The organism is Oryzicola mucosus (genome assembly GCF_014534685.1).
Classification (GTDB): Bacteria; Pseudomonadota; Alphaproteobacteria; order Rhizobiales; family Rhizobiaceae; genus Oryzicola; species Oryzicola mucosus.
Window position 1 is genome coordinate 200,761 of record NZ_JACVVX010000001.1, and the last position, 22,703, is coordinate 223,463.

Annotated in this window: 23 protein-coding genes, 1 tRNA gene and 1 riboswitch; of the genes, 13 read left to right on the top strand and 11 right to left on the bottom strand. The window is 60.9% G+C overall.

Translation table 11 applies throughout. The features are described 5' to 3' along the window. Positions 1–9: 9 nt before the first annotated feature. The gene (locus ICI42_RS00965; protein ID WP_188162676.1) at positions 10–729 is read right to left on the bottom strand and encodes a response regulator; all 720 of its coding nucleotides are present in this window, start codon (positions 727–729) and stop codon (positions 10–12) included. A 91-nt stretch (positions 730–820) separates the two neighbouring features. Between ICI42_RS00965 and ICI42_RS00970 the strand changes: the two genes are divergently transcribed. Further along, entirely contained in the window at positions 821–1,546 is a 726-nt protein-coding gene (locus ICI42_RS00970) for a response regulator transcription factor (RefSeq protein ID WP_188162677.1), read from the top strand. Between the two features lie 14 nt (positions 1,547–1,560). Here ICI42_RS00970 and ICI42_RS00975 read toward each other — a convergent pair whose 3' ends face one another. Further along, positions 1,561–1,722: a hypothetical protein gene (locus ICI42_RS00975; RefSeq protein ID WP_188163751.1), complete on the bottom strand. Its 162-nt coding sequence runs from the start codon at positions 1,720–1,722 to the stop codon at positions 1,561–1,563. 332 nt (positions 1,723–2,054) lie between these two features. Here ICI42_RS00975 and ICI42_RS00980 point away from each other — a divergent pair, with 332 nt between their 5' ends. Both ICI42_RS00980 and hemA read left to right on the top strand, forming a co-directional pair. Continuing rightward, positions 2,055–2,516: a L,D-transpeptidase gene (locus tag ICI42_RS00980; RefSeq protein WP_188162678.1), complete on the top strand. Its 462-nt coding sequence runs from the start codon at positions 2,055–2,057 to the stop codon at positions 2,514–2,516. Positions 2,517–2,675: 159 nt separating this feature from the next. Beyond that, a complete protein-coding gene (gene hemA / locus ICI42_RS00985; RefSeq protein ID WP_188162679.1) occupies positions 2,676–3,953 on the top strand; it encodes a 5-aminolevulinate synthase in 1,278 nt (425 codons plus the stop codon). Positions 3,954–4,020: 67 nt separating this feature from the next. On the opposite strand, the gene ICI42_RS00990 is transcribed toward hemA, so the two are convergent. Then, complete coding sequence (locus tag ICI42_RS00990) at positions 4,021–5,187, bottom strand: pyridoxal phosphate-dependent aminotransferase (RefSeq protein WP_188162680.1); 1,167 nt, start codon at positions 5,185–5,187, stop codon at positions 4,021–4,023. Between the two features lie 103 nt (positions 5,188–5,290). Continuing rightward, positions 5,291–5,716, bottom strand: coding sequence for a large conductance mechanosensitive channel protein MscL (gene mscL / locus ICI42_RS00995; RefSeq protein WP_188162681.1), 426 nt, complete (start codon positions 5,714–5,716; stop codon positions 5,291–5,293). A gap of 187 nt (positions 5,717–5,903) precedes the next feature. Between mscL and ICI42_RS01000 the strand changes: the two genes are divergently transcribed. After that, entirely contained in the window at positions 5,904–9,398 is a 3,495-nt protein-coding gene (locus ICI42_RS01000) for a hybrid sensor histidine kinase/response regulator (protein ID WP_188162682.1), read from the top strand. A 78-nt stretch (positions 9,399–9,476) separates the two neighbouring features. On the opposite strand, the gene ICI42_RS01005 is transcribed toward ICI42_RS01000, so the two are convergent. After that, the gene (locus tag ICI42_RS01005) at positions 9,477–10,133 is read right to left on the bottom strand and encodes a response regulator (RefSeq protein ID WP_188162683.1); all 657 of its coding nucleotides are present in this window, start codon (positions 10,131–10,133) and stop codon (positions 9,477–9,479) included. Positions 10,134–10,263: 130 nt separating this feature from the next. After that, positions 10,264–10,707 carry a hypothetical protein gene (locus ICI42_RS01010; RefSeq protein WP_188162684.1) on the bottom strand — a complete coding sequence of 148 codons (444 nt, stop codon included), beginning with the start codon at positions 10,705–10,707 and terminating at the stop codon, positions 10,264–10,266. A gap of 103 nt (positions 10,708–10,810) precedes the next feature. On the opposite strand from ICI42_RS01010, the gene ICI42_RS01015 reads away from it, so the two are divergent. Further along, entirely contained in the window at positions 10,811–11,161 is a 351-nt protein-coding gene (locus tag ICI42_RS01015; protein WP_188162685.1) for a DUF952 domain-containing protein, read from the top strand. After that, entirely contained in the window at positions 11,158–12,231 is a 1,074-nt protein-coding gene (locus ICI42_RS01020) for a quinone-dependent dihydroorotate dehydrogenase (protein WP_188162686.1), read from the top strand. Before ICI42_RS01015 ends, ICI42_RS01020 begins: the two co-directional genes overlap by 4 nt. 7 nt (positions 12,232–12,238) lie before the next feature. Here ICI42_RS01020 and ICI42_RS01025 read toward each other — a convergent pair whose 3' ends face one another. Beyond that, positions 12,239–12,493, bottom strand: coding sequence for a DUF6460 domain-containing protein (locus ICI42_RS01025; protein WP_188163664.1), 255 nt, complete (start codon positions 12,491–12,493; stop codon positions 12,239–12,241). A 223-nt stretch (positions 12,494–12,716) separates the two neighbouring features. Here ICI42_RS01025 and ICI42_RS01030 point away from each other — a divergent pair, with 223 nt between their 5' ends. The 5 genes from ICI42_RS01030 (at position 12,717) to rpsU (ending at position 14,567) form a co-directional block, all read left to right on the top strand. Further along, positions 12,717–13,172: a CVNH domain-containing protein gene (locus ICI42_RS01030; RefSeq protein ID WP_188162687.1), complete on the top strand. Its 456-nt coding sequence runs from the start codon at positions 12,717–12,719 to the stop codon at positions 13,170–13,172. 117 nt (positions 13,173–13,289) lie between these two features. Further along, positions 13,290–13,363: transfer RNA gene (locus ICI42_RS01035), tRNA-Gly, on the top strand. 307 nt (positions 13,364–13,670) lie between these two features. Next, positions 13,671–13,880: a cold-shock protein gene (locus tag ICI42_RS01040; RefSeq protein ID WP_188162688.1), complete on the top strand. Its 210-nt coding sequence runs from the start codon at positions 13,671–13,673 to the stop codon at positions 13,878–13,880. Between the two features lie 152 nt (positions 13,881–14,032). Continuing rightward, complete coding sequence (locus tag ICI42_RS01045; RefSeq protein WP_188162689.1) at positions 14,033–14,266, top strand: hypothetical protein; 234 nt, start codon at positions 14,033–14,035, stop codon at positions 14,264–14,266. 37 nt (positions 14,267–14,303) lie between these two features. Continuing rightward, complete coding sequence (gene rpsU, locus ICI42_RS01050) at positions 14,304–14,567, top strand: 30S ribosomal protein S21 (RefSeq protein WP_188162690.1); 264 nt, start codon at positions 14,304–14,306, stop codon at positions 14,565–14,567. A gap of 84 nt (positions 14,568–14,651) precedes the next feature. On the opposite strand, the gene ICI42_RS01055 is transcribed toward rpsU, so the two are convergent. Beyond that, entirely contained in the window at positions 14,652–15,743 is a 1,092-nt protein-coding gene (locus ICI42_RS01055) for a 2'-deoxycytidine 5'-triphosphate deaminase (protein WP_188162691.1), read from the bottom strand. Between the two features lie 80 nt (positions 15,744–15,823). After that, a riboswitch (SAM riboswitch) is annotated at positions 15,824–15,901 on the top strand. A 60-nt stretch (positions 15,902–15,961) separates the two neighbouring features. Here ICI42_RS01055 and ICI42_RS01060 point away from each other — a divergent pair. Beyond that, positions 15,962–17,155 (top strand): O-succinylhomoserine sulfhydrylase, encoded by a 1,194-nt coding sequence (locus ICI42_RS01060; protein WP_188162692.1) that lies wholly within the window; start codon positions 15,962–15,964, stop codon positions 17,153–17,155. 189 nt (positions 17,156–17,344) lie between these two features. Here ICI42_RS01060 and ICI42_RS01065 read toward each other — a convergent pair whose 3' ends face one another. After that, positions 17,345–18,679: a calcium-binding protein gene (locus tag ICI42_RS01065; protein ID WP_188162693.1), complete on the bottom strand. Its 1,335-nt coding sequence runs from the start codon at positions 18,677–18,679 to the stop codon at positions 17,345–17,347. Positions 18,680–18,946: 267 nt separating this feature from the next. Between ICI42_RS01065 and ICI42_RS01070 the strand changes: the two genes are divergently transcribed. Continuing rightward, positions 18,947–20,017: a helix-turn-helix transcriptional regulator gene (locus ICI42_RS01070; protein WP_188162694.1), complete on the top strand. Its 1,071-nt coding sequence runs from the start codon at positions 18,947–18,949 to the stop codon at positions 20,015–20,017. Positions 20,018–20,039: 22 nt separating this feature from the next. Here ICI42_RS01070 and ICI42_RS01075 read toward each other — a convergent pair whose 3' ends face one another. Both ICI42_RS01075 and ICI42_RS01080 read right to left on the bottom strand, forming a co-directional pair. Next, complete coding sequence (locus ICI42_RS01075) at positions 20,040–21,350, bottom strand: calcium-binding protein (protein ID WP_188162695.1); 1,311 nt, start codon at positions 21,348–21,350, stop codon at positions 20,040–20,042. A 162-nt stretch (positions 21,351–21,512) separates the two neighbouring features. After that, the gene (locus ICI42_RS01080; protein WP_188163665.1) at positions 21,513–22,658 is read right to left on the bottom strand and encodes a glycosyltransferase; all 1,146 of its coding nucleotides are present in this window, start codon (positions 22,656–22,658) and stop codon (positions 21,513–21,515) included. Positions 22,659–22,703 lie beyond the last annotated feature (45 nt).

Below are 22,703 nucleotides of genomic sequence, written 5' to 3' on the forward strand. Positions count from 1 at the left end.
ATCAACAGCCTAGGCTATGGACGGAGAAAAAATATAGCCTTCTCCCCGTACGGTCCTCAGGAACCTAGGGCTCGCCGGATCATTTTCGATCTTTTTTCGCAGCCGCATGATGCGAATGTCGATGGCCCGCGACGCTTCGGTTTCTTCCACCAGCCCGATGGCCTCGGCGATGTTGGCCCGGCTCAGCAGCCGGTTAGGACGCAGCAGGAACACTTCCAGGACATCGAATTCGCTCTTGGCCAGGTCGAGAACAGACCCGTCGCCTCTTATTACCAGGCGTCCTTCCAGATCTGCGGTATAAGGCCCGAACGGGACGATCCGGCGCGGCGAATCTATCTCGTACTTCAGCGGCGTCTCATCCGTATTGGGCACGCGGCGCAACACGCTGCGCACGCGGGCCAGCAATTCACGCAGTTCATAGGGCTTGACCATATAGTCGTCGGCACCGAGTTCGAGACCGACGATACGGTCCAGCGCGGTGCCTGAAGCGGTGGCATAGATGATGCCGATCGGCATCTTCGAGCGCAGCCAGCGGCCCAGCGCCAAACCATCCTCACCGGGCATGGCGATGTCGAGGATCGCCAGTTGAAACGAATGCTGCTCGACCAGCAGACGCATGGCCTTGGCATCCTCAGCCTGGAACACCTCATAGCCGTTGGCGCCGAGATATTCGGCCACCGCGTCCCTCAGGTCAGGCTCATCCTCGACGATTGCTATTCTTGCCCGCATTGCCGCGTGATCTCCGCTATCGGCGGAAAGTAGATTTGGTGTAAACATCGTGTCCAGCACTCTTAGCATTCATTCAGTTACGGACCAGAAAATGCGCGCCAGACCCCTCATCGCGCTTGTGAATATCGCAGATGCCATTGCTGATGAGCTTGCCAATCATCTCGAGCGGCGTGGCTACGACGTGCGCTTTGCCGCTGCGGCGTGGGAAGCGGAAGGGCTTCTGGCGGCGCGCGGCCTCGATGTCGTGGTGCTCGGCGACGGAATTCCGGCGGCGGCGGCACGCGACCTGCTGCGCCGCTTCGGCGGCGAGGATGGTCCGGCCTTCATCCTGATCAGCGCGACAGGAGACCTGCTGGACAAGGTGCTGGCGCTGGAATTGGGTGCCGCCGATGTCGTGGAAAGCCCGCTCGTGGTGCGGGAGCTTGCCGCGCGCATCGGCGGCCTTCTGTCGCGCCGGGGCCGCGGCACGACGGAACTGCTGGTTCTTGAAACGGCGACGGTCGATCTCCGCTCGGCTCTGGTGATGCACAGCAAAGGCGACGAAGACATTCTCTCCCCCGGCCAGATCGCCTTGCTGCGCCTGTTCATCGCCCATCCGCGCAAGGTGCTGACGCGCGACGACATCATTGCCGCCGCGCCCGCGGAAAGCGCGGATGCCTTCGACCGTTCCATCGACTCGCGGATCGTGCGGCTGCGGCGCAAGCTCAACACCGACAGCATCACCACCATCCGTGGCGCCGGCTATCGCTTCGATCCCCCCATGCAGATGCACGCCAAGGCAGTCAGTGCGGACGGAGTGTCCGACGCGCAGGACTGACAGGCTGCATGCCATCAGGATTGGCCCGAGACGACGGCGCTGACAGTGGTATAGGCGCTGCGCGCCATGGTGACCGAATCGCTGCGTATGACGACCGAGGCCAGGGCTGCCACGCACAACAGCACCTGAGCATAAAGGAGGGTCGAAAGCACCGACGCCGCGAATTTCGTTTTCATGACACTTTCCCTGCCACGCGCCATCCGGCGCATTGATCCCAACCTGCTCTTCGGCGCGTCCCGCGAAAGCAATGCCGCCGCATCCTCCCGTCCTTGTCCGCCGCCGTCTGTAAGCCCCTTCTCAACCCTGCCTGTTTCCGGAAGATGCCGCCTGTTACAATCCGCCACGCCGCTTTGTTGCAGCTTCGTTGCGCAACAAAGAACGACCCGTGCGCTCCATCATATCTCAATTATGAAAACAATTCGAAACACAAACGACGCTTATACGAAATCTTAACGAAACATAAACGGCGGATATCTCCCTCCACAAACACAAGGGTTGGAGACAGATCATGCACCGCGCACTCTACAGGCATTTCATTCATCTGGCGGCGATAACGCTTGCCGTGGCGACCGCTCTCGCCGGCCTCGGCATGACCTCGGCACGCGCCGGCAGCCAGATCGTGGCGCAGATATCCATTTCGCAGCAGACCATGGACGTTCTCGTCGACGGGCGCCCGACCTTCCGCTGGAAAGTGTCCACCGCAGGCAAGGGCTATGTGACGCCTACGGGATCGTTCAAGCCGACGCGCATGCACAAGATGTGGCACTCGCGGAAATACGACAACGCGCCGATGCCGCACTCCGTCTTCTTTCATGGCGGCTACGCCGTTCATGCGACCGACCACATTCGCCGGCTCGGCACGCCGGCATCGCATGGCTGCATCCGCTTGGCGCCGAACAACGCATCGGATTTCTACACGCTGGTCGAGGCCTTCGGCCCGACCAACACCCAGATCGTCATCGTGAAGTAGTTTTTCATCTTCGTCGCCCTGCTTTGACCCAGGTCAAGAAGCCCGCCTCCCGACCATGCGACACAGCCTGCGGTGAGGCGTGGCATTTTGACCAAGCGCCCGCAATGGACGCAACGCCGGTCCGACATTATGCTCCGGCGCGAAAAACAGGACGACGAGATGAACTATCAGCGGTTTTTCGAAGAAGCGATCGACCAGCTCCACGCCGAGCGGCGCTACCGCGTATTCGCGGATCTGGAGCGGATCGTCGGGTCGTTTCCGCGTGCAATCTGGCGCTCCAACGGGCGCGCCGAGGAAATCACCGTCTGGTGCTCGAACGACTATCTCGGCATGGGCCAGCATCCCGACGTCATCGGCGCTATGCAGCAGGCGGCCGGAAACATGGGATCGGGCGCCGGCGGCACGCGCAACATTTCCGGCAACAACCACCCGCTGGTCGAGTTGGAGCATGAGCTGGCTGATCTGCACGGCAAGGAATCGGCTCTCGTCTTCACCTCAGGTTTCGTCTCCAACGAAGCCGCGATTTCCACCATTGCGCGGCTGCTGCCCAATTGCCTGGTGCTGTCCGACGAGTTGAACCACGCATCGATGATCGAGGGCGTGCGCCGCTCCGGCACTGAAAAGAAAATCTTCCGCCATAACGACGTGGCCCACCTCGAGAGCCTGCTGCAGCAGGCCGGACGCGAGCGCGCCAAGCTGATCGTGTTCGAATCCGTCTATTCGATGGATGGCGACATCGCGCCGATCGCTGCGATTGCCGACCTCGCCAAGAAATACAACGCCATGACCTATATCGACGAGGTCCATGCAGTGGGCATGTATGGCCAGCGCGGCGGCGGCATCACCGAGCGCGAAGGCCTTGCCGACCGCATCGACATCATCGAAGGCACGCTCGCCAAAGCCTTCGGCACACTGGGCGGCTATATCAGTGGCCCTTCCGCCGTGGTCGACGCTGTCCGCTCCTATGCGCCCGGCTTCATCTTCACCACTGCGCTGCCGCCAGCGATTGCAGCCGCCGCCACCGCATCGATCCGCCATCTCAAGGCCTCGCAGAGCGAGCGCGACGCACAGCAGCGTCAGGCCGCCCATACCAAGACAGTGCTCGCGGCGGCAGGCCTGCCGGTGATGCCGTCGGATACGCATATCGTGCCGATCTTGGTCGGTGACCCCGAGCTGTGCAAGATGGCCAGCGACCGCCTCCTCGGCGTTCACGGCATCTACATCCAGCCGATCAACTACCCCACCGTGCCGCGCGGCACTGAACGGCTGCGGGTGACCCCGACACCGTTCCACTCCGATGCGCTGATCAATGAACTGCAGGATGCGCTGGTCGAAACCTGGGACGCGCTCGGCATTCCCTATGCAACCGCCGGAAGCCCAGCGGTTGCACAGTCCGACCGCATCGTACCGCTTCTGGTCCCCCAGTCCGGCGGATAGCCCACCGGTTGCCGACTGCACCGCTGACACTTCAACACCGAAGACGCTTCCGTCTTCGGTGTTTTCGTCAGTTTCTGCCGATCCAGTTGGCAATCCTGTGCGCCGCCTCTTCGACCTGGTCCGTGCGGCGATGGAAACAAAGGCGTAGATAGTGGTCCCCGCCCGGGCCGAAGGCCGTGCCCGGCGCCAGGCCGACATTGGCGTGGTCGATGAGGTCGAAGGCTGCCTGGCGCGAATCCGCCATGCCGTCGATGGAAAAGAACAGATAGAACGCGCCCGCCGGCACGCTGAACCGCACCCGCCCCGTGGCGCCGAGGATGTCGCAGAGACGGTCGCGGGTTTTCTCCGCGCTGGCCACCTGTTCCTTGATAGAGGCGTCGCCCTCGTCCAGCGCCGCCACCGCGCCGCGTTGCAGGAACTGCGCCACGCCTGAACTTGAATATTGGATCAGGTTGCGGAACGTCTGCGCCAGCGACGGATGCGCCGTCAGCCAACCGATGCGCCAGCCGGTCATCGCCCAGTTCTTGGAGAAGGTGTTGACGAACAGGATGCGGTCTTCAGGATCCATGAAATCCATGAACGACGCTGCCCGGCCACCGCCGAAATGGAAGAGCGCATAGATCTCGTCGGCGATGATCCACAGCCCATGCTTGCGCGCCAGATCGAGGATTGCCCGCAGCGTCTCGATATCCGCCGTCCAGCCGGTGGGGTTGGAAGGCGAATTGACGAAAATCGCCTTTGTACGCGGCGTGATCGCGGCTTGCATCTTGGCGAGATCGAAGGTCCAGCCCGCCTCTCCTTCTTCGAGCAGTACGGCAACCGGTCGCGCGCCCGTCACGCCCACCGCGGCGGGGAAGTTCGGCCATGCCGGCGAGAGATAAACCACCTCGTCGCCGGCGCCGGCGACGGCGTGCAACGACAGGGTGATGGCTTGCATACCGCCGATGGTGACGAAGAACGCATCCGGCGAAAAGTCCATGCCGAAATGCCGGGCATGATAGCGCGCCAGCGCTTCGCGCAGTGCGGGAATACCGGCCGATGCGGTGTAGAAAGTTTCGCCCGCCTCCAGTGCGCGCACTGCCGCCGAGGTGATGAAAGGCGGCGTCTGAAGGTGACTTTCCCCGGTCCACAGCGGAATGATGCCGGGACGGCCAGAGCCATAGGCGGAGACCGCCTGAATCCCGCTGGCGGGCGAAAGCCTGGCTTCGGTGCGCAGGGAATCGAAAAGGGTCATGCTGGCTCCTGAGCTCACCGGGTTTAACCCGCATTGAGCCGACAAAAAATCCCCGGCTGTGAGACCAGCCGGGGATTTTCTAATGCCAGAACGGCAAGCCCGATCAGACCGGCTTGCGGGCGAGCAGGTCGCGGATTTCGGTGAGAAGCTGGACATCGGCCGGCGGCGGCGCAGCCGGTGCTTCCGTCTTCTGCCGTTCGAGCTTCTTGCGCAGCGTGTTGACCGCCTTCACGATCATGAACACGATCCAGGCGAGGATCAGAAAATTGATGAGCTGGGTAATGAAAGAGCCATAGGCGAACACCGCGCCCTGCTTCTTGGCTTCTTCCAGGCTGACCGCGGTGACGTTGGAAGCAAGCGGCAGGAAGTAGTTGGAGAAGTCGAAGCCGCCGATAGCGCCGAAGATCGGCATGATCAGGTCGTTGACCACCGAATTGACGATGGCGGTGAAGGCGGCGCCGATGATGATGCCGACCGCGAGGTCGATCACATTGCCTCGGGCGATGAATTCCTGGAATTCCTTTAGCATCTCACTCTCCTATGCCGGCCTGGCCACCTAAACGGCCATATCCCCTTCACCACAATACCAAAATACGTCGCGCGCAAAACCTGTAAAACGCGGCACCGGCAGCCGGTCGCCGTGATGGACTTGGCGGCCAAGCTGTGCCTTCTGTTATAGGGCCGGAACGGGGATCGCAAAGGGAGGTTTTCAGGACGTGCAGGGCTGGGTGGTCGTCATCATCGCTGTCGCCTATGTGACGCTGCTGTTCGTCATCGCCAGCGTCGGCGACAAGCAATCGGCACGACGCGACAAGTCGCGACCTCGGCCCTTCATCTACGCGCTCAGCCTTGCGATCTATTGCACCTCGTGGACGTTCTTCGGCTCGGTGGGACTTGCCTCGGAAAAGGGGCTGGAATTCCTCGCCATCTATATCGGCCCGCTCCTGGTCTTCATCTTCGGCTTCCCCCTGCTCAGCCGCATCGTGCGTCTCGCCAAGGCCGAAAAGATCACCTCCATCGCCGACTTTCTCGGCGCCCGTTATGGCAAGAGCTTTGCCGTCGCCTCCACCGCCACGCTCATCGCCACGGTCGGCGCGGTGCCCTACATCGCGCTCCAGCTCAAGGCGATATCGGGTTCGGTCAGCCTGATGGTCGAACACTACAGCGGCTCGCCGCCCTCCTTCGACCCGTTCGTCAGCGACATCTCGCTGGTCGTGGCGATGCTTCTGGCGCTGTTTGCCGTGCTGTTCGGCACCCGCCATGCCGACGCCACCGAGCATCAGGACGGCCTGGTTTTGGCGGTCGCCATCGAATCCATCGTCAAGCTGGTCGCCTTCCTCGCTGTCGGGCTGATGGTCACCTTCATGCTGTTCGACGGTCCCGGCGACATGATCCGCCAGCTCGCCTCCAACCCCGAGGTCGAGCGCGCGATGGGCTACAGCACCTCGCTGGGAACATGGCTCGTCAGCACCATCATCAGCGGTTTCGCCATTCTCATGCTGCCGCGCCAGTTCTACGTCACCATCGTCGAAAACCGCAGCGAGAGCGAGTTGCGCACCGCGACCTGGGTGTTTCCCGCCTATCTCATCGCCATCAACCTGTTCGTGCTGCCCATCGCCTTCGCCGGTCTCAGCTCTGTCGGATCGGCCACGTCGAGCGACCTCTACGTCCTGTCGCTGCCGCTGCTGGAGGGCCAGGACCTGCTTGCCATGGTTGCCTTCATCGGCGGTCTTTCCGCCGCCACCGCCATGGTCATCGTTGCCAGCGTCGCGCTGTCGATCATGATCTCCAACGACCTCATCATCCCGCTCTTCGTCCGGCGTCTGCACAAGAGCAAACCGCAGGAAAACGAGGATTGGTCGGCACTGATCCTCAACATCCGCCGCTTCTCGATCTTCATCCTGCTGTTCGTGGCCTTCCTCTACTACCGCGAGAGCACAAACAACGCCCGCCTCGCCTCCATCGGCCTGATGTCGTTCGCGGCCATCGCCCAGTTCGCGCCTGCCTTCATCGGTGGGCTGATTTGGCGCCGCGCCAATGCCAGGGGCGCAGCACTCGGCATGGCCGCAGGCATCGCCGTCTGGGCCTACACACTGCTTCTGCCGTCGCTGGCTACGCCCGATGCCGCAATCGTCACCAACGGGCTTTTCGGCTGGAATGCATTGCGGCCTCAGTCGCTGTTCGGCACGGTGGCCGAACCGCTCAATCACGGCGTTCTCTGGAGCCTGTCGATCAATCTGCTGTTCTTCGTCTTCGGCTCGCTGTCGCGCGCATCGGTGCCGCTGGAACGCATCCAGGCCTCGATCTTCGTGCCACGCGATGCCGGGCCGATGCCCAGCCTTCGCCGCTTTCGCACTGCCATCACCGTCAACGATCTCAAGGACACGATTGCGCGCTATCTCGGCGTCGAGCGCACCGAGCGCTCTTTCCTGACCTTCCAGGCCACCAACGGCGTCACGCTCAACGGCAACGAACAGGCCGGCATGGACGTGATCCGATTCTCCGAACAGCTGCTCGCCAGCGCGGTCGGCTCGTCGTCGGCGCGGCTCATCCTGTCGCTGCTGTTCAAGCGCAACGACAGCGACTCGCGCGACACGTTCCGGTTGCTCGACGACGCCACCGAGGCGTTGCAGCACAATCGCGACCTGCTGCAGATAGCACTCGACCAGATGCACCAGGGCATCACGGTCTTCGACCAGGATTTCCGCCTGACCTGCTGGAACCGGCAGTACCGGACGCTGTTCGATCTGCCGGACGAGATGGGCCAGGTGGGCGTCTCCCTCGACCGCATCCTCGCCTATCTCAGCGAGCGCGACGAAATCCCCGAAGCCGCGCGGCTGTCGATCATCGACCGGCTGACCCGCTTTGCCAAACCCTGGCAGATGGAGCTCAAATCCAGCGGCCGCATCATCGAATTCAGCTCGAATCCGATGCCCGACGGCGGCATCGTCGCCACCTACACCGACGTGTCGTCGCGCGTGCAGGCCGACCTCGCGCTCAAGCGGGCCAACGAGTCGCTGGAGCAGCGGGTCCTGACCCGCACCGAGGAACTGACCCTCGTCAATCAGGAACTTGCCCAGGCGCAGATGCTTGCCGAGGAAGCCAATCTCGGCAAGACGCGCTTCCTCGCAGCCGTCGGCCACGACATCCTGCAGCCGCTCAACGCCGCGCGGCTCTACTGCTCGGCGCTTATCGAAAAGACCCGCAAAGGCCCGGTGAGTGCTGCCGCGCAGAACATCGAATCCTCACTGGAGTCGGTCGAAACCATACTCGGCGCCGTGCTCGACATATCCCGCCTCGATACGGGTGCGATGAAGCCGGTCGAAACCGTCTTCCGGCTCGACGGGCTGCTCCGCCAGATCGCCACCGATTTCAAGCCTCTGGCTGCCGAGAAGAAGCTGGATCTGATCATCGTTGCCTCGACGCTGGCAGTGGAAACCGACCGCAACCTGCTGCGTCGCCTGATCCAGAACCTTGTCTCCAACGCGGTGAAATACACCCGCCACGGCCGCATTCTGATCGGCGTCCGGCGCAGGGGCGAACTGGCCGAAATCCAGGTGATCGACACCGGTATCGGCATCTCGGCCGAAAAACTGCCCACCGTGTTCGGCGAATTCACCCGGCTCGACGAAGGCAAGCGCGAGGCGCAAGGCCTTGGTCTTGGCCTGTCCATCGTCGACCGCATCGCGCGCGTTCTGAAACTGGAAATCCGCATCGATTCCGAAACCGGCGGCGGCACGCGGTTTTCCATCCTGATGCCGGTCAGCAAGCACCAGCCGGCCATCCTGGCCGAGACGCGGTCGCGCTCGATCGGCGGGACTGCGCTCAACGGCATGTCCGTGCTGTGCATCGACAACGATCCGCGTATCCTCGAAGGCATGCGCGAATTGCTCGAAGGCTGGGGCTGTTCGGTGGCGACCTACCCGGATTCCCAAACGGCGGAGGAATGGCTGGCGGGAGCCCCCATTCCCGACCTGATCCTCGCCGACTACCATCTCGACACCGAGACGGGCCTTGAAGCCATAGACCGGCTCCGCCGCGCCTGCGGCCTGGCCGTGCCTGCCATGCTGATTACGGCCGACCGGTCGAGCGAAATGCGCATGGCGGCGGGCGAACTTGACGTCACGGTGCTCAACAAGCCGCTGAAACCGGCCATGCTGCGCACCACCATGACCCGCCTTCGCCAGATGGCTGCCGCGGCGGCGGAGTAGGTGACGAAGTAGAAGAGAACGCCCCCTCCCTGTCCCCTTTGTGGGGAGGGGTTAGGGTGGGTACTGGACGAAGAACCTTTACGCCGCAGAAAGCGCGTCGCCGCCGATCTTGCCAAGCAGGATCACCGCCTGGGTGCGGCTGTCGACGCCGAGCTTCTGCAGCACGGCGGAAACATGCGCCTTGATGGTGGCTTCGGATACATTCAGCTCATAGGCGATCTGCTTGTTGAGCAGGCCCTCAGCCAGCATGCCCAGAACCCGCGTCTGCTGCGGCGTCAGCGACTGCAGGCGTTTGATGAGCGCGGAAATCTCCGGATCCTGCTCGACGCCGAGATCGAGGTCGCTGGGTGCAGCGACACCCCCGGCCAGCACGGTTTCGATGGCGCTGCGAATATCGTCCATGCTCGCGGATTTGGAGATGAAGCCGGATGCGCCGAGTTCGAGCGCGCGGCGGATGGTTTCGGCATCGTCATAGGCTGACACGATCACCACCGGCACGGTCGGATGGATGCCGCGCAGCGAAATCAGGCCGGAAAGGCCGCTCGCTCCCGGCATGGACAGATCGAGCAACACCAGATCGAGGTCTTCATTTCCGGCAACGGCTGCCTTCGCGCTTTCGAAATCGCCGGCTTCGATGATGCTGCCGACATCGGCGAGCCCGGCTATCGCTTGCTTCAGCGCGCCGCGAAAGAGCGGGTGGTCGTCCGCTATGACGAACTTCTGGCCTGACGGCACACAACCCTCCCCCGTCCCAGTGTTTCTTTTTGATTTGGGATCATCGGCGGGATTATCGCTGCTATGGCCCTGATATCAAGCAACAAATGACCAAATACGGTGTTCACGCCCCGATTTGAAGCGCTGCGGCTCACGTCTTGTTCGGCAAAGGGGCGGGCGAAGACGGTTTGTCGGCCTCCTGTTCCTTGACGATACCCATGAAGCTGCGGAAGAACCGTTCCATATAGCCCATGGTCTTTTCGAATTCTTCATCGCTGGGCAGCTTGGATTCCAGGCGGGCCGACAGGGAATTCTCCAGCTTGATGACACGGTCGTGCAAGGCCGAGACGTCGCCGCGGAGACGGTCGACTTCATCCTGCATCGCGGTGCGTTCGTCCGCCGCCACCCGGCAGACGAGTTGCGCCGACTTTTCCTCGCAGATCGACATTTCGCCGGTGCGGGTATCCATACGGACATAGCCGTTTTCGGTCTTTTCCAGCTGATAGCGCTGTTCCTGCGCGCCTGCCGTACCGGCGGCAAGGATGACGATGATGGGTGCGGCGCATACCGCCAGTGCGGAACGGGTGATCTTCATGGCTGCGATCTCCTTTGGCGTGGCGGCAACTATGGCCCTTCATTCAGCCCAAATTAGGGTCGGAACACTTTTCCGCCATGTCGTTTGCGATTATAGCGCGCTGATGACAAACACCATCTACAAGATCTGTCCGCAGGCGATGTGGCGAAAGGCGGAGCAGGACGGCGTCTTTCCTGGCGCGCCAGTCGATATCGCCGACGGTTTCATCCATTTCTCCACCGCCGAGCAGGTGCGCGAGACAGCCGCGAAACATTTCAAGGGCCAGCGGGATCTCGTGCTTGTCGCCTTCGACGATACGCGTTTCGGCCCTGCCCTGCGCTATGAAGTATCGCGCGGCGGCGCGCTGTTTCCCCATCTCTACGCCCCGCTCGACCCCGCCCTCGCGCTGTGGGTGCGCCCCCTGCCGCTGAACGAGGATGGCAGCCACGCTTTCCCGGACTTGGGACCTCAATGACCCTGCTCGACAGCCTTGGCCGCCGCATGCTCTTCGCCTTCGATCCGGAGACCGCGCACGGCCTGTCCATCGCGGCGCTGAAGAGCGGGCTTCCCGTTGGGTGCGCGCCTCGACCCGACCCGCGTCTTGCGGTGACGATCGCGGACATCGCCTTCCCCAATCCGCTCGGCATGGCGGCGGGCTACGACAAGAACGCCGAGGTGCCCGATGCCCTGCTGGGATTAGGCTTCGGCTTTGCCGAGGTCGGCACCGTCACGCCGCTCGCCCAGTCCGGCAATCCGCGCCCGCGCATGTTCCGGCTGACCGAAGACAACGCCGTCATCAACCGTCTCGGCTTCAACAATGAGGGCCACGATGCCTGCGAGCGGCGTCTGCGGGCACGAAATGGCAAGCCGGGCATCGTCGGCGTCAATATCGGAGCCAACAAGGACAGCGACGACCGCACCGGCGACTATGTGCTCGGCATCAGCCGCTTCGCGCGCCATGCTTCCTATCTGACGGTCAACATCTCGTCGCCCAACACGCCGGGCCTTCGCAACCTGCAAGCGCGCGAAAGTCTCGCGGAACTGCTGTCGCGGGTTGTCGCGGCCCGTGCCGAAACCGGTCGAACCGTTCCGATTTTCCTCAAGATCGCGCCCGACCTGCACGAAGCGGAGCTGGAAGACATCGCCGCCGAAGTCGTTGAAAAGGGCATCGAAGGCGTCATCGTTTCCAACACCACCATCACCCGTCCCCGGCTTGCCAGCCGCCACGCCACCGAGACCGGCGGGCTTTCCGGCAAGCCGTTGTTCGAGCGCTCGACGGCGGTTCTGGCACGGATGCGCAAGCTGGTCGGCAAGTCCTGTGCGATCATCGGCGTCGGCGGCGTGGATTCGGCCGATACCGCGCTGGAAAAAATCCGCGCCGGCGCCGATCTGGTCCAGCTTTATTCCTGCATGGTGTTCGAAGGCCCCAGCCTGCCGGGCCGTATCCTGCGCGGCCTGCCGAAGCTGCTCGACCGCGAAGGCGTGTCCTCGATTTCCGAACTGCGCGACAGCCGACTTCATCAATGGGCTGCGAAACCGCTCTGAACGCGAGCTATTTGCGCAGGCTGAGCAGCCGCAGGATGATGAAGGCGGGAATGACGACCGCCGCGCCCAGCAGGAAATAGCCCAGGAAGCGGTCGACGGCGCGGAAACCCATATTCCAGATGTCGAGGAAGAAATCGCGTATGCCGTAGATGACGTCATAGGGCGACCAGCCGAAGGCATTCATCACGATGCCCACCAGAAAGCTGATGACGATAAGCTTGATCAGAACCCGCAAGGGGCTGTCGCCAAGAAAGCGCGTCATTCCGGACAAACTGTTACTCCTGCAAATCGGAATCGCCGGCTAGGCGAGCATGACAGGAGATACGGTGTGAACCGGATTGCTTCAAGTCCATACAATGGGAGTCGGTTCGCCTTGGCGGTCGAAGCACTCCTCAAGACGCGCAATAGCGATTGAAAGTTAACCGATTTCATGCAGGCTACTACAGGTACCGGCGCAGAAAAAGCGGAGAGCAGGAGAGTCGGAGATGCAAAAGGCAAAAGGGCTTTTGAGTGCGGCCGTGTTGTTGACAACTCTGTCAGCCGGACCGGCTGACGCCCAGTATGTCCCATATGGCAGCTATCTTAACAGTTGTGAGAATATTGAAGTCGACTTTGGCAGGCTTCTTGCTGTTTGCCGGACGGACTCCGGCCGCAGGGTCGAAACATCGATGATGTTGCGCTCATGCCCTCAGGGCGCCGATATAGCCAACGAGAATGGCCGATTGGTCTGCAACGGCGTCGGGCGAAGTGCCGGTTACAACCCCTATTCCCGTCCGCATGGCAGTTATCGAGACTCGTGCCGCGACGTTCGTGTCTCAGGCGGTTGGATGACCGCCAGTTGCCAGGACACGCGCGGGCGCTGGAGAGATGCCACGATTGCTCTCGATTGGTGCAAGGGACGCGATATCACCAACGACAATGGACGGCTTTCCTGCGGTTGAGACGATGGCCTGAACGGCCTTCGGTGTCAGGCGGTTGACGGTTCTTCGGCAGCGGCGTCTTGCCTCGCACGTTTCTTGATTGCGAGCCGCACGGCGCAATGCTAACCAAAGCGTCGCGCGGGTATGATGTAATGGTAGCCTGTCAGCTTCCCAAGCTGAACGCGCGGGTTCGATTCCCGCTACCCGCTCCAGCGCTCACAGATCCTGTATGACGCTTCATTCAGCTGCATAGCGGCGCCGAAGGCGCGCCTGCGAACTCCGCCACCACCCACGGATTGCTTCAAAGAAATTCTCTGAATTTCCGTCCCAAGCGATAAAATAAAGCGTGGCCTTGTCAAATGGCCGGGGATGCACTAAATAGTTATTCATCGGTCTTGTTAAAAGAACATTGTTTTTGCGCTGAGAAGCGCGCCGCGATCTTCATTCCCAACATCGATAGCCACGTTGTTTGACACTCGGTCAAACTGCGATTTTCTATTCCGATTGAAAGGAATTATTATGACCACAGGCACAGTGAAGTTTTTTAACTCGACCAAGGGTTTCGGTTTTATCCAGCCTGACGATGGCGGCACGGACGTTTTCGTTCATGTCTCGGCTGTTGAGCGGTCTGGAATGCGCAGCCTCGTAGAAGGCCAGAAGGTTTCCTTCGAAGCCGTGCGTGACAACCGCAATGGCAAGCTCGCAGCTGAAAACCTGCAGTCTGCCTAACGCATTTGCTTCTGGTCTTTGACCACGGATGTACTGGCACTGACCATCGAGGCAAGCAGGAGAAGGTCGGGAAATCCCGGCCTTTTTCATTTTTCGCGCATGCCGCCATGTGGCGGTTTGCGACAACGACATGCGGTGAAACGGAGTTGAACATGAGCAATTCTGGCGTTGCGCTATTCCAGCCCAAGCTTTCGAGAAATGAAAGCAAGGCTGACCTGACCACGCGGGTGGCGCGGGAAATTATCGACACCGAGGCGGCAAAACGGGAAGCCAAGACGGAAAAGCTGCGGCTTGCCCGCATGCTGGCGACCCCCGAGGTCGAAGAGGTAAAGCCCAAGACGAAAGCCAAGGCGGCTGCCAAGCCCAAGAAAGCCGCCAAGAAATAGTTTGGGCTGACAATCACCACAAGAATGAGGATCAAAGTTGCGAATACTTGTACGCGATAACAACATCGATCAGGCTCTTCGGGTGCTCAAGAAGCGGCTTCAGCGCGAAGGCGTCTTCAAGGAAATGAAGGCACGCCGCGCTTATGAAAAACCTTCCGAAAAGCGGGTGCGCGAAAAGGCCGAGGCCGTTCGCCGTCACAGGAAAGCCACACGCAAACTGGCTCAGCGCGAAGGACTGCTTCCCGCGGCACGGCGGAAATTGCCGGTAGCGCCGGCGCGTCCCGGTCAGTCTTCACAGTAAGCCTCTACAGGCGGCAGGCTGCATAAGCGGCCTTGCCCTGCCTGTTCCGGACCCAGCGCCGCCAGAACCCTGGCCGCCCCGGTCTCACCCCATTCGAAAATGCTTCGACAGCTTCAGGCCCTGGGCCTGATAGTTCGAATTGAGATCCGCGCCGTAAAGCGCGTTCGGTCGCGCCAGCATGTGCTCATAAACGAGCCGGCCGACGATCTGGCCATGTTCGAGGATGAACGGCACTTCGTGGCTGCGCACTTCCAGAACAGCCCTGCTGCCCGTGCCCCCGGCGCCCGAATTGCCGAAGCCCGGATCGAAAAACCCCGCATAATGCACACGGAATTCGCCCACCAGCGGGTCGAACGGCGTCATCTCGGCTGCGTAGAGCGGCGGCACATGCACTGCCTCCCGCGAGACGAGGATGTAGAACTCGTCGGGGTCGAGCACCAGTTCGCCCGAGCCATGATCGTAGATCGGCTCCCAGAAATCGACCACATTCTGCGCCGCACGCTTGTCGACATCGACCAGCCCGGTGTGATGCTTGCCGCGATAGCCGACGATGCTGCCGGGTTTGCCCGCCAGATCGATCGACAGCGCGATGCCGCCGCCCGAAATGTTCGGCGGCTCGGTCGCCACAAGGCGCTCGCTGACATGGAGCGCGTTGAGTTCCGCTTCGCCCAGAAGCGCATTGCCCTTGCGGAAGCGTATCTGCGACAGGCGCGAACCGGTGCGCGCGACGATGGGGAAGGTGCGCGGGCTGACTTCAAGATAGAGCGGGCCGTTGTAGCCCGCCGGGATCTTGTCGAACTCCTGGCCATGATCGGTCATGACGCGCGTGAAGATGTCGAGCCGGCCGGTCGAACTCTTCGGATTGGCGGAGGCGGAGATGTCCTGCGGCAGCGCCAAACGTTCCAGCAGAGGCACGATATAGACGCAACCGGTTTCCAGAACGGCACCCTGCGACAGGTCGATCTCGTGCAGCTTCAGCCGTTCGAGCTTTTCCGATACCAGATGGTTCGGCCCCGGCAGGAAGCTGGCGCGCGTGCGATAGGCGGTGGCGCCGAGCCGGAGGTCGAGGCTTGCCGGCTGGATCTGGTCGCCATCCAGCGGTCGCGGCGCAGCCAGCGCCCCGGCATCGAACAGTTCCGCGATGTCCCGATCGGGAAGGATACCCGTTTGCCGCAAGGCTTCGCTCCGTGTCAAAGGCTCATCAGACGTTTAGCGGACGGCGCGATTGACGCAAGGCAGCGGCGGCGCTAAAGGAGGGGTTATCCCGTGGTGATTTGGCCGGTCGGCTTGCAGCCACGTTAAACAAGTCGCTAAAGGACCGTTGGCAGATACGCTGTTTTCGGACCGGTTGCGACTTTCGCGGCCGGTTTTTTGTTGTTGGATCGAGAGCTGTCATGACCACCGAAAAGAAGCGCAACTGGAAGCCGCAGACCACGCTCGTGCATGGCGGCACGCTGCGGTCGCAGTTCGGCGAGACTTCAGAGGCGATCTACCTCACCCAGGGCTATGTCTACGAGAGTTCCGAGCGGGCTGAAGCCCGCTTCAAGGGTGAGGAGCCGGGCTTCATCTATTCGCGCTACGCCAACCCGACGGTCGACATGTTCGAGCGCCGCATGTGCGCGCTGGAAGGCGCGGAAGACGCCCGCGCCACCGCCTCGGGCATGGCTGCGGTCACGGCGGCCGTTTTGTGCGGGCTGAAGGCCGGCGACCACATCGTTGCCGCGCGCGCTTTGTTCGGTTCCTGCCGCTGGGTGGTGGAAACGCTGGCGCCGAAATACGGCATCGACTGCAGCATCATCGACGGCAGCGTCATCGACAACTGGCAGGCTGCGGTGAAGCCCAACACCAAGCTGTTCTTCCTGGAAAGCCCGACCAATCCGACGCTCGAAGTGGTCGATATCGCAGCGGTGGCCGAAATTGCCAATTCCGCCGGCGCGCGGCTCGTGGTGGACAATGTGTTTGCCACGCCGCTGTTCCAGAAGCCGCTCGAACTCGGGGCGCATGTCGTGGTCTATTCGGCGACCAAGCATATCGACGGCCAGGGTCGCTGTCTCGGCGGCGTCATCCTGTCGGACAAGAAGTGGATCGACGAGCACCTGCACGACTATTTCCGCCACACCGGCCCGAGCCTGTCGCCTTTCAACGCCTGGGCGCTGCTGAAGGGTCTCGAGACGCTGCCGCTGCGCGTGCGCCAGCAGACCGAAAGCGCTGCCCGCATCGCCGATGTCCTCGCCGAGCATCCGGCCGTCGCCCGCGTCATCTATCCCGGCCGGCCCGACCATCCGCAGGCCGACATCGTCAAGAAGCAGATGTCCGGCGGCTCGACCCTGATCTGCTTCGACCTGAAGGGTGACAAACCCGCCGCCTTCGCGCTGCAGAACGCGCTCGATATCATCAAGATTTCCAACAATCTCGGCGACGCCAAGAGCCTGATCACGCATCCTGCGACGACCACCCACAAGAACCTGACCGACGAGGCCCGGGCCGAGCTCGGCATGGGCGGCGGTACGCTCCGCCTGTCCGTGGGCCTCGAAGACGTCGACGACCTGCTCAACGATCTCGACGAAGCGCTGACGGTCGCGGGCTGACCGACACCGTATAAAAAATCCACGGCATCCTGCGATGCCGTGGATTTTTTCGGTGCCAAAGCGGCATCAGATGACGAGAAAATCCCGGTAGGTCAGCGTCTCCAGATTGTCGATCGACGCAAACTGCACCGCGTCGTAATCCGTACCCGATCCATCCTGATCGAAAAACAGCTCTCCGGTCTCCGAGTCTTAGAGAATACGATCATCGGCATCGACCAGGCCGGTGCCCATGTCCTTGAACTGACTTTCGAGGATCAGCGCGCCCGCGGTCAATCCCACGAAGATATCGGCATCGAGCCGGATGCTGTCGGCCGGCGCATAGAAATCGGTGATGGTGTCGATATTATTCGGCCCGAGATCGGTATCGAAGACGAAGCGGTCGGCGCCGGCACCGCCGGTCAACGTATCGTTGCCGCCCTTGCCGTTGAGGATGTTGCCCACCCCGTTACCGACCAAGGCGTTTGCAAGCTCGTTGCCCGTGCCGTTGATCATCTTGGTGCCAAGCAGATTCAGGTCTTCGGCATAAAATCCTTCGAGCGAGTAGCTGACCGTGGAGTTCACCACGTCGTGGTCGTTGTATCCGTATTCTGCAACCACGTCGCCGACATTGTCGACATAGTAGGTATCGTTGCCATCGCCGCCGCTCATGAAATCCGCGCCCAACATCCCGTTGATGATGTTGTCGCCCGAATTTCCGATAATCGTATTGGCCAGTTTGTTACCGGTTGCGTTGATGTCGGCTTCGCCCACCAGTTCGAGATTCTCGATATACTGGCCTTTGAGCGTGTAAGTCACGGAACTGATGACACTGTCGGTGCCCTGTCCGGTTTTTTCGATGGCGATGTCGCCGGCGTTATCGACATAATAGGTGTCGTCGCCCAGCCCTCCGGTCATCCTGTCCGCACCGATGCCACCATCCAGCGTGTCGTTGCCTTCCCCACCGATCAGTGTGTCGTTACCACCCTCTCCATAAAGATAGTCGTCGTCGCCGCCGCCGTCGAGCATGTCATTGCCCCAGCCGCCAAAGATCGTATCCGTGCCCGCGCCGCCGAACAGTTTGTCGTTTCCGTAATAGCCGCTGATGCTGTCGTCGCCCGCGAAGCCATAAAGTTGGTCGTCGCCGGCTGAACCTCCGATGTTATCGCTATCGGAAAGCATGTAGGACAGAATATCGAAATCGCTTTCAGCGCTCTTATACTGACTGATATCAATGTTAATTCCACCCATCTGCCAAAAACTTGTATAGATAGGCGGTCCAAAATAATTTTGCAAATATACATAGTTAACAATACTACTTACGTATCCGTCAATATCTGGGTTTCCGCTACCATCGTCAACAACTTCAAAGAAACCATTTAGGTACTCATTTGTATAAATGCCGGTTTCTTCGGGGAACTCGCTTATCCCCAGTGAGTAGGAAACATCCCCAATACCGAGCCCCGAGTACGAAATAAAACCCGCGAAATTATGAGGCAGTTGCAAAGTTCGCATATCGGTTTGCGTGCTCGCGTAAAAATACCCCATAACTGCCCTCATTTTGTTGGCGAATAATTGTCTGCACTGTTTCGTAGAGGAATAGCGAAAAGACAACTCCCATATGGGAGGTGTCGGCACGGTTGTTGAACTTGATAAAATCGACCTGGCCCGATCCAACCCTTGGCTTTTCCAGTTCAAGTTGAATCAAAACCGACTGGTTACTTTGTTTCTCATAGGGCGACACGCACTATGGTGATTGGGAAGAAGGTCTGCGATAGTGATTGGCGATCACGCTACGTTGGGGGAACGGAGGGAATGCCCGGCGCTATAGTCGAACAGTTCCTGGACGCCACGCAAAACCATGATCTTTTGCCCGAAGTTCTGCGGCGCACTGCGGAGCGTTACGGGTCCGATCATGCCTTTGCTATCTTCGTCTCGCCCGAAAAGACGAGCGCCTTTTCATCGCGCGACAGCAGCACGGTTTTCGCCGACTTCATGGAGCGGTTGCAGTTTCGCAATCCGCACATACAGCAAAGCATCGCGCTTGCCCGCTCTCCCGAGGCGGAGGTTCAGACGGGCTGGTCGCCTTTCACCCGCGAGGAGATCGCTCAAAATCCTTTCGAACCGGCGTTTGCGGCAAGTCACCACGGCGCTCACTATGCAGGTGCGTTGATCCCCTGTTCTGAGAGCTCTTACGTCGCCATCAGCCTGGAGCGAGGCGCATCCAAGGGTATCTATGCGTCGTCGGAAATGGACGACGTGAACAGATTCATCGAAACGCTCGGTGCGTCGATGAAATACGCACTCAAGGCACAAGCTCGTCTAACGGCAGGGCTGGTGGATTCGATGAGCCACGAGGGAACTGCGAAAGCTTGGCTTGGCGGCAACGGGCATCTGGTTCATCCCTCCCAACAGTTTCAGGCGCTGATCGGCCGCTTTGTCGAATTGCACGATGGTCGCATCAGGGCGGCGGGAGACGCTGACGAACGGCTTCAGTGGCTTCTGAAACGCACTGCGCGAGGCGAGCGGACAGACGTCACCGTGCGGCTGGAAAGCATGGACGGACAGACGGCACTGGCGCATGCGGTGCCGATGCATACCATTTCGAGGAGTTTCTCGGTCGATGCCGACTTGCTTTTGACGATTGTGCTTGAACAACCACGCAAACGGATATCGTCAACGCTCCTGCGGCAACGCTTCAATTTCACCGAGGCCGAAGCGCGCCTCGCCCTCCGCCTTGCCGAGGGCCAATCGCTGCGCGAAGCGGCGAAGGGGGAACGGATCAGTTTCGAGACGGCCCGCACCCGGCTCAAGGTGATCTTCCACAAATCGGCTACAACCCGTCAGATAGAACTGATCCTGCTGCTGAAAAGCCTGGCTGGCTGATGGAGCCTATAAGCCTCATCGCTCAAATCACCAGAAAATCCCGATAGGTCAGCGTCTCGAGATTTTGGATCGCTGCGAACTGCACCGCTTCGTAGTCCGTGCCCGATCCGTCCTGGTCAAAGAACAGGGCGCCCGTCGTGGAGTCGTAGAGGATACGGTCGGTCTCGTCGGGCGCGCCGGTGGCGATGTCCTTGAACTGGTCTGGCAGCAGCAGGCCTTCGGTCAGCCCGACAAAGATTGCATTGTCGATGCGGATGCTGTCTTTCGGCGCGTAGAAGTCAGTGATGACGTCGACATTGTCCGGCCCCAGTGCCGTCGTGAAAACAAATCTGTCCGCGCCCCCTCCGCCGGTGAGGGTGTCGTTGCCTTCCAAACCGTTGAGAATATTGGTGCTGCCACTGTTTCCTGTAATGCTGTTGGCAAGGGCGTTGCCGGTGCCGTTGATGGAGGAGGTGCCGATCAGTGTGAGGTCCTCGACCTCCAGCCCGACAAGGGAGAAACTGATGGTGCTGTTGACCGTGTCATGTCCTTCGTCGGCCAGTTCGATGACGACATCGCCTGTATTGTCGACGAAATAGCTGTCGTTGCCGGCACCGCCGCTCATCAGGTCGGCGCCCTTCATGCCATTGATGACGTTGCTGCCGGCATTGCCGACAATGGTGTTCGCAAGCTTGTTGCCGGTGGCATTGATGTCGTCGACACCGGTAAGGGTAAGCTTTTCGATATATTGCGCCTTGAGCGTGTAGCTGACCGAGCTGAAAACCTTGTCCGTGCCGCCGCCATCGCGCTCGACGGCGAGATCGCCGAGATCGTCGACATAATAGGTGTCGTTGCCCTTGCCGCCGATCATCAAGTCGGCGCCTGCCCCGCCATCGATGATGTCGTTGCCATACCAGGCGTCGATCCGGTCATTGCCGTCGAAACCGTAAAGCTTGTCGTTGAAATAGGATCCGGCGATATCGTCCTCGCCGGCGAACAGGATTTTCAGCCGTTCGAGTCTGCTGGACGTGTCGAAGTCCTCGACGGTGATGTAAGTATCGTAAAGATACCACACGGAAACCGGCACAGGGGTCGAACTCATGACATACTTCTGGTAAGTGAATCCGTCGAGATAACCGGTCGAACTCACATAGTTTCCGAACTCGTCCCACTGTACGTCAAGAAGCCCCAATGCCGTGTACTCGCTCATCAGGCTTTTGGAGTCCGAATAATAGTTCAATTCCTGGACAATGGTCTCCGGATAATCACAACCACATTCCAGCGCCTGCCCAACCGAAGCAAAGAACTCCAGTTTCATCATGTCTACGGCATAACCCGAGCCAAAAATTGCCATATTGCCCCCCAGGGAATCAAAGATTCAAACCCGCAAATACATTACACACCGCGCAGCCGCAGGTAATGGGGATTTATCGAGAAGAAGAAAGATGCTGCGAATACTGCGGACAAGGCGGCCGCATGGCCTTGCGTCAGCCTGGCGTCACCGAAAGCGTGTCCATCACGCGCCCGAAACACCGCCGTTCAGTTCCGAAGCCTCGGCCCGGATCGTCATCGAATTGCCCCGCCAGTCGATCGCGCCATTGAGCCAGCCGCGCAGCCAGACCGCCGGCATCATGACGTCGCGCACCATCATGGCCGGCAGGGACAGGAGCGAGACACGCCAGCCCTTGGCGGCGGCCAGCGCCAGTTCGGGCAGGTAGACCGCGGCGGCGACCGCGAGCGCGACAGGCGCCAGGGCGACATCCGCTAGGACGGCCGCCCCGAGCGCCAGCAGCATCGGCGGGACGACGCCCAGCAGGATTTCCGGTGCGAAGAACAGCGGAAACGTCACCCGCCGCAGCCGCGCCCAGCGGCTCTGCCGCGACCAGAGTTCCTGCGCCGTGCGGTGGCCCAATGGCTGTTCGAAGGGTGAGGACACGAGATGTACTTTCAGCCCCAGGCTGTTGACCAGCTTGGTTGCTGCGGCATCCTCGGCGATCTCGGCAGCCAGTGCCTGGAGGCCGCCATGGGCATCCAGCATCGGCTTGTGCCACAGCATGCTCTTGCCCTGCGCGAAGCCGAGACCGACGGACTCGCCGGCATATTGCCAGCGAGCCTGCTGCGAATTCAGGAACACGCACTCCACCTCAGCCCAGAACCCCTGCGGGCGCGAGCCGAGCGGCGTCGAACACACCAGCCCGCTGTCGCGACGCCAACCCGCCATCAGATGCTGGATGTAATCGGTCGGCATGAGCACGTTGGAATCGGCGAGCACGACCCAGTCGTGCCGTGCCGCGTTCCAGCCTTTCAAGCAGTTGTTCAGCTTTGGATTGGCGCTGATGCGGTCATCGCCGACGAGAACTTTCATCTCTCTCGATGGATATCGTTCCGCCGCGCGGCGGATTTCGCCGACGACCGGATCGTCCCCACGCGCCACGCAGAAGATCAGTTCATAAACAGGCCAGTCCAGCCGAAAAGCGCAATCCAACGTTTCGGCGGTGAAGTTCTCGATGCCGCGCGCGGGAACCACGATGGATACGGCAGGCGTTGCGGATGGCAGCGGCGCGGGCGTACTCCTTGGCGTCATCCTCCGCCACGCGAGACAGATACTGACGAGGTTGACGAGAACCAGGGAAGAGGCGGCAATCGCAAGAACGAGTTCCATAAGGCGCGGCCACTCCCATGCGGCGAGATGACGGTCGTCGGGAAT